This is a genomic window from Micromonospora sp. AMSO12t (genome assembly GCF_008806585.1).
In the GTDB taxonomy this organism is placed as follows: domain Bacteria; phylum Actinomycetota; class Actinomycetes; order Mycobacteriales; family Micromonosporaceae; genus Micromonospora; species Micromonospora reichwaldensis.
In genome coordinates this window covers 1-6768 of the sequence record NZ_WAAS01000318.1, presented here as the reverse complement: position 1 = coordinate 6768, position 6768 = coordinate 1, and the positions used below count along the sequence as shown (strand labels likewise).

Here is a 6768-nt window from a genome sequence, read left to right as displayed (position 1 = left end):
CGTCAGCTCGCCGACCGGCTCGCCGCCGTGCACGCCGACGAGGCGGTCGTCTTCACCAGTTTCCACCAGTCGCCCCTGCCCCTGGCCCTGCTGCTGCGCCTGGCCGGGGTCGGACGCGTGAGCGCCATCAGCGACGACTACCCGGGCAGCCTGCTCGACGTACGGCACCGCGTGCCGCCCGGCGTACCCGAACCGGAACGCGCGCTCTCCCTCGCCGCCGCCGCCGGCTTCGCCCTCGCCGACCACGACGGACCCGCCCTGCGCCTGCGTCCGGCGCAGGCACCGCCGCCGGAGGTCGGCGCGCCCGGCTACGTGGTGCTGCACCCCGGCTCGGCGGCGCAGGCCCGGGGCTGCCCGCCGGAGCTGGCCGCGCGGATCGCCCGCGCCCTGACGGCCGCCGGCCACCGGGTGGTGGTCACCGGCGGCCCCGACGAGCAGGAGCTGACCGCGCGGGTGGCCGGCGACGTCGCCGCCGACCTGGGCGGGCGGACCGGCCTCGCCGGGCTGGCCGCGACGGTGGCCGGCGCCGGCGCGGTCGTGGTCGGCAACACCGGCCCCGCCCACCTCGCCGCCGCCCACGGGGTGCCGGTGGTCAGCCTGTTCGCCCCCACGGTGCCGTTCGGGCAGTGGGGGCCGTGGCGGGTGCCCACGGTGCGCCTCGGCGACGCGGCGGCCGCCTGCCGCGACACCCGGGCGGCGCGCTGCCCGGTGCCCGGGCACCCCTGCCTGAGCGGCGTCGACCCCGAGGAGGTCGTCGACGCGTTGCGGCTGCTCGGGGTGACCCCGTCGGCCCGGTCGGGGCCGCCCACCGGCGGCTCGTCCGCCGGCGTGACGACGCTGGCCACCATCGGCGGGAGCGGCGGATGAACCTGCTCCTGTGGCACGTGCACGGCTCCTGGACCACGTCGTTCGTGCACGGCAAGCACCGGTACCTGGTGCCCGTCACCCCGGACCGGGGCCCCTACGGCCTCGGCCGCGCCCGCACCTACCCGTGGCCCGACACGGCCGTCGAGGTGACCCCCGAGCAGTTGCGCACCGCCGACGTCGACCTGGTCGTCCTGCAACGCCCCGAGGAGATCGACCTCGCCGAGCGGTGGCTCGGCCGGCGGCCCGGCCGCGACGTACCCGCCGTCTACGTCGAGCACAACACGCCCAAGGACGGCGACGTGCCCAACAGCCGGCACCCCATGGCCGACCGCGACGACCTGCTCGTCGCCCACGTCACCGGGTTCAACGAGCTGTTCTGGGACACCGGGGCCACCCGCACCACCGTGGTCGACCACGGCATCGTCCCTCCCGCCGCGGAGTACACGGGCGAGCTCGACCGGCTCGCGGTGGTGATCAACGAGCCGGTACGCCGGGGGCGGGTCACCGGCACCGACCTGCTGCCCCGCTTCGCCGAGATCGCCCCGCTGGACGTCTTCGGCATGAAGGTGGCCGGGCTGGCCGAGCACCTGGGCCTGCCCGCCGACCGGCTCACCAGCCACGACGACCTGCCCCAGCACCGGATGCACGCCGAGTTGGGGCGGCGGCGGGCGTACCTGCACCTGTGCCGCTGGACCTCCCTGGGGCTGAGCCTGATCGAGGCGATGTCCATCGGGATGCCGGTGGTCGCGCTGGCCGCCACGGAGGCGGCGATGGCGGTGCCACCGGGGGCGGGCGCGCTGTCCACCCGGCTCGACACCCTGCTCGACGCCGCCCGCCGGTTCGTCGACGAGCCGGCGGAGGCACGCCGGGCGGGGGAGCGGGCCCGCGCCGCCGCCCGGGACCGCTACGGCCTCGACCGTTTCCTCGCCGACTGGGACCGGCTGCTGGAGGAGGAAGTATGCGCATCGCGATGATCTCGGAGCACGCCAGCCCGCTCGCCATCCTGGGCGGCGAGGACGCCGGCGGTCAGAACACGCATGTCGCCGAGCTCTCCGCCGCCCTCGCGGCCGCCGGACACGACGTCCGGGTCTACACCCGCCGCGACGCCGTGGACCTGCCGGTGACCGTACGCAGCGCCGACGGCTACGACGTGGTGCACGTCCCGGCGGGGCCGGCCGAGCCGGTCGCCAAGGACGCCCTGCTGCCGCACATGCGGGAGTTCAGCCGCTGGCTGGTCGACCGGTGGCGGGGCGGCGAGTGGATGCCCGAGGTGATCCACGCGCACTTCTGGATGAGCGGCCTCGCCGCGCTGGCCGCCAGCCGGCAGACCGGCGTTCCGGTCGTGCAGACGTACCACGCCCTGGGGGTGGTCAAGCGGCGCCACCAGGGCGTGCAGGACACCAGCCCGGCCCGCCGGATCGGCTACGAGCGGGAACTGGGCCGGGCGGTCGACCGGGTCATCGCCCAGTGCCGCGACGAGGTCGGCGAGCTGGTCCGGATGGGCGTGCCACGGTCCCGGATGACGGTCGTGCCGTCCGGGGTCAACCTGGGCACGTTCGCCCCGCTGGGGCCGACCGCCGAGCGGGAGGACGGCCGGCCGCGGATCCTGACCGTCGGCCGGCTGGTCGAGCGCAAGGGCTTCCAGACCGTGGTGCGGGCGATGGCGTACGTGCCCGGGGCCGAGTGCGTGGTCGTCGGCGGCCCGCCCGCCGGCCTGCTGGAGACCGACCCGTACGCCCGCCGGCTGCGCGCCCTCGCGGTCAGCTGCGGGGTCGCCGACCGGGTGCGACTGGTCGGCGCGGTGCCCCGCGAGGAGATGGGCCGCTGGTACCGCTCGGCGGACGTCCTGGTGGCCGCCCCCTGGTACGAGCCGTTCGGGCTCACCCCGCTGGAGGCGATGGCGTGCGGCGTGCCCGTGGTGGGCACCGCCGTCGGCGGGATCAAGGACACCGTGGTCGAGGGCGTCACCGGCGACCTGGTGCCGGCCCGGGACCCGCGTGCGCTGGGCGCCGCGATCCAGGGGCTGCTCGACGACCGGATCCGCCGCTTCGCGTACGCGACGGCGGCGCGGGAACGGGCCCGGCGGCGGTACTCCTGGGCGGCCACGGCGGAGCGGCTGGTGGAGGTCTACGGCGACGTGGCGGTCCACCGGCCGGCCCGGGTGGTGGCCTGATGGCGGCACCCACGCCGCTGGACGCGCACCTGACGAACCTGGCGGCGGCGCTGGTGCCCTTCCGGCGGCACGAGACGCTGCTGGCCCGGTGGGGGGAGGCCCTCGCGCGTCGGCTGGTCGACGGCGGCCGGCTGCTGGTGGCCGGCAACGGCGGCAGCGCCGCCGAGGCCCAGCACCTCACCGCCGAACTCGTCGGGAAGCTCCGCGACGACCGCCAGCCCCTGTCCGCCATCGCGTTGCACGCGGAGACCTCCGCGATGACCGCCATCGGCAACGACTACGGCTACGACGAGGTCTTCGCCCGCCAGGTACGCGCCCACGGCCGCGCCGGCGACGTCCTGCTGCTGCTGTCGACCAGCGGTACCAGCGCCAACCTGCTGGCCGCCGCCCGGGCCGGCCGCGACAGCGGACTCACCTGCTGGGCCCTGACCGGCCCCGCCCCCAACCCCCTGGCGGAGCTGTGCCACGACGTGCTCGCCGTCGGCTCGGCCGACAGCCAGGTCGTGCAGGAACTCCACCTCGTGACCAGCCACCTCCTCTGCGAGTACGTCGAGCGGGCGCTGCCGGTGGCGCCCGCCGCGCCCGTACGGACCGGGGTTGAGGTGGTGCTCGACGGCGGTGCAGGTCAGCAGGTCCAGGCGTGATGAGGAGGGCAGCGTGAGGGGACCCGTCGTGGTGGTCGGTGACACCCTGCTGGACCGGGACGTCGAGGGGGTGGTGAACCGGCTCTGCCCGGACTCGCCCGTGCCGGTGCTGGACGAGACCGCGCACGTCGACCGGCCCGGTGGCGCCGGGCTGGCCGCGGTCTTCGCCGCCGCGCAGGGCGCCGAGGTGGTGCTGGTGACCGCGTTGGCGGACGACGCGGGGGGTGCCCGGCTCGCCTCGTTGCTCACCGACGCCGGCGTGCAGGTGTATCCCCTCGGGCTGCGCGGCGGCACGCCGGAGAAGGTCCGGCTGCGCGCCCGGGGCCGGGTGCTGCTGCGCCACGACCGGGGCGGCGCGGCCGGTACGCCCGGCGAACCGTCCGAGGCGGCGCTGCGGGTGATCGCCCGGGCCTCCGCCGTGCTGGTCAGCGACTACGGCCGGGGCGTCGCCCGGCAGCCCGCGCTGCGGGCGGCGCTGGCCGCCACCCGGGCGCCGGTGCTCTGGGACCCGCATCCGCGGGGACCGGCGGCGGTTCCGGGGGTGCACCTGGTGACCCCCAACGAGTCCGAGGTGCGGGAGCTGGTCACGGTCGCGCCGGGAGCGACCCGGCTGGCGACGGCGGCGCGGGGCGCCCAGGGGCTGCGCCAGCGCTGGCGCGCCGGCGCGGTCGCGGTGACCCTGGGCGGGGACGGGGCGCTGCTCTGCCACGCCGGCGCGACGCCGATGGTGGTGCCCGCCCCGGCCGTCGCCGAGGGGGACACCTGCGGGGCCGGTGACCGGTTCGCGGCCACCGCCAGCCTCGCCCTGGCGCAGGGGGCGCTGGTCTCCGAGGCGGTGCAGGAGGCGGTCGCCGAGGCGTCGGCGTACGTGGCCGGCGGGGGAGTGGCGACGGCGCTGCCGCGGGCGGCGCGTCCGCTGCCGCCGGCGGTCTCCGGCCCCGGCGGCGAGCGCGTCGGCGTGGCCGCGGCCGCCGGCGTGGTGTCGGCGGTACGCGCGTCCGGCGGGACGGTGGTGGCCACCGGCGGCTGCTTCGACCTGCTGCACGCCGGGCACGTGGCGACGTTGCAGGCCGCCCGGCAGCTCGGCGACTGCCTGGTGGTCTGCCTCAACTCCGACGCGAGCGTGTCGGGGCTGAAGGGCCCGGACCGGCCGGTGATCCCGCAGGGCGACCGGGCCCGGCTGCTCGCGGCGCTGAGCTGCGTCGACGCGGTCATGATCTTCGACGAGGCCACCCCGAACGCGGCGCTGTCGTGGCTGCGGCCGGACGTCTGGGTGAAGGGTGGCGACTACGCCGGTGACGGCGGCGAGCCCGCCCTGCCCGAGGCGGAGGTCCTGCGCCGCTGGGGCGGCAACGCCGTGGTGGTGCCGTACCTGGACGGCCGCTCCACGACCGGGCTGATCGCCGCCGCCCGTTCCACCGGCACCGCCGTGCCGCTCGTCGGGCCGCCGCTCACCGACACCGTGCCGCCGGCCGGTCCCGCTCCCGGTGGCGCGCCGGCGAGACCCGGCGGCGAGCCCGAACGGGCGCGGGCCGGCCTCGCGGGACCGACGACGGCGGAGGGCACCCGATGAGCGCCGGGTCGCCCGGCGCGGGGCGCACCGTGCTCGTCACGGGCGGATCGAGCGGCCTGGGCGCCGCCGTGGTCGCGGCCGTGGCCCGGGCCGGCGGCCGTCCGCTGGTGCTGGACCGGCAGGCGCCCGCCGACGGGGTGCCGTGGGTGGAGTGCGACCTGGCCGACACCCGCGCCGCGGAGGCCGCCACCCGGCAGCTCGCCGAGCGCTCGGGCGGGCTGGACGCGGTGGTCACCGCGGCGGGGATGGACGTGCCCGGGAAGCTGGCGGACACCCCCGGCGAGACCTGGGAGCGGATCGTGGCCGTGGACCTGTTCGCCACGGCGGCCGTCGTACGGGCTGCCCTGCCCTTCCTGGAGACCTCCCGGGGGAGCATCGTCACCGTCGCCTCCACGCTCGGGGTGAAGGCCGTGGCCGACGCGACCGCGTACTGCGCCGCGAAGTTCGGAGTCGTCGGCTTCACCCGGGCCCTCGCCGCCGAACTCGCCGGCAGGGTCGGCGTCACGCTGCTCATCCCCGGCGGCATGCGCACGGCCTTCTTCGACGAGCGCGACGCCGCGTACAAGCCCGGTCCCGACGCCGTCCTGAACGACCCCGCCGACACCGCCGCCGCCGTCATGTTCGCGCTGTCCCAACCCGCCGGCTGCGCGGTCCGCGAGATGGTCGTCTGCGCCGACCAGGAGACCTCCTACCCGTGATCCTCGCCCTGCGCGCCCTCGGCGTCGGTGACCTCGCCACCGCCGTCCCGGCCCTGCGCGCCCTGCGTGCCGCCCACCCCGGCCGGGACCTCGTCCTCGCGGCACCCGGCTGGCTGGCGCCGCTGGTCGACCTGGTCGGCGGCGTCGACCGGCTGGTGCCCACGGACGGGCTCGGTCGCCCCGACCCGGCCCTGGGGACGCCGCGCGTCGCCGTGAACCTGCACGGCCGGGGGCCCGAGTCGCACCGGATGCTCGCCGGCACCCGTCCCGGTCGGCTGCTCGCCTACACCAGCCCGGAGGCCGGCCACCACGACGGCCCCGAATGGCGCGACGACGAACACGAGGTCGACCGCTGGTGCCGGCTCCTCGACTGGTACGGCATCCCCGCCGACCGCACCGACCTGGACCTGCGGCGCCCGGCCCCCGGCGGCGCCCCGACCGGCATGACCGTGCTGCACCCGGGCTCCAAGATCCCGGCGAAGCGCTGGCCGCCTGGACGCTTCGCCGCGCTGGCCCGGGAACTGGCCGCCCGGGGGCACCGGGTGGTGCTCACCGGCAGCCCCGACGAGCGGGCCACCGCGCAGCGGATCGCGGAGGCCGCGGGGTTGCCCGCCGACGCGGTGCTGGCCGGCCGGACGGACCTGGGCCGGCTGGCCGCGCTGGTGGCGTACGCCCGCCTGGTGGTCAGCGGGGACACGGGCGTGGCGCACCTGGCGACCGGCTACCGCACGCCGTCGGTGGTGCTCTTCGGCCCGGTCTCCCCGGCGCGGTGGGGGCCGCCGCCGGGCCGGCCCCGGCACCGGGCGCTGTGGG

The 6768-nt window shown here is 77.7% G+C and carries 7 protein-coding genes; all 7 read left to right on the top strand.

Annotation, left to right across the window (positions count from 1 at the left end; translation table 11 throughout):
- Positions 1 to 867, top strand: an 867-nt coding sequence (locus F6X68_RS29105) for a glycosyltransferase family 9 protein (RefSeq protein WP_151457250.1), incomplete at its 5' end; no start/stop codon positions are given.
- Positions 864 to 1841 (top strand): glycosyltransferase, encoded by a 978-nt coding sequence (locus F6X68_RS29100; RefSeq protein WP_151457249.1) that lies wholly within the window; start codon positions 864 to 866, stop codon positions 1839 to 1841. The genes F6X68_RS29105 and F6X68_RS29100, both read left to right, overlap by 4 nt.
- Positions 1826 to 3040 carry a glycosyltransferase gene (locus F6X68_RS29095; protein ID WP_151457248.1) on the top strand — a complete coding sequence of 405 codons (1215 nt, stop codon included), beginning with the start codon at positions 1826 to 1828 and terminating at the stop codon, positions 3038 to 3040. Before F6X68_RS29100 ends, F6X68_RS29095 begins: the two co-directional genes overlap by 16 nt.
- On the top strand, positions 3037 to 3684 hold the full coding sequence (locus F6X68_RS29090) for an SIS domain-containing protein (protein WP_151457251.1): 648 nt from the start codon (positions 3037 to 3039) through the stop codon (positions 3682 to 3684). Before F6X68_RS29095 ends, F6X68_RS29090 begins: the two co-directional genes overlap by 4 nt.
- Before the next feature lie 13 nt (positions 3685 to 3697).
- Positions 3698 to 5257 carry a PfkB family carbohydrate kinase gene (locus tag F6X68_RS29085; RefSeq protein ID WP_151457247.1) on the top strand — a complete coding sequence of 520 codons (1560 nt, stop codon included), beginning with the start codon at positions 3698 to 3700 and terminating at the stop codon, positions 5255 to 5257.
- Positions 5254 to 5955, top strand: coding sequence for an SDR family oxidoreductase (locus F6X68_RS29080; RefSeq protein WP_151457246.1), 702 nt, complete (start codon positions 5254 to 5256; stop codon positions 5953 to 5955). The genes F6X68_RS29085 and F6X68_RS29080 overlap by 4 nt, the downstream gene beginning before the upstream one ends.
- Positions 5952 to 6768: glycosyltransferase family 9 protein (locus F6X68_RS29075; RefSeq protein WP_151457245.1), on the top strand; the 817-nt coding region annotated here is incomplete at its 3' end. The genes F6X68_RS29080 and F6X68_RS29075, both read left to right, overlap by 4 nt.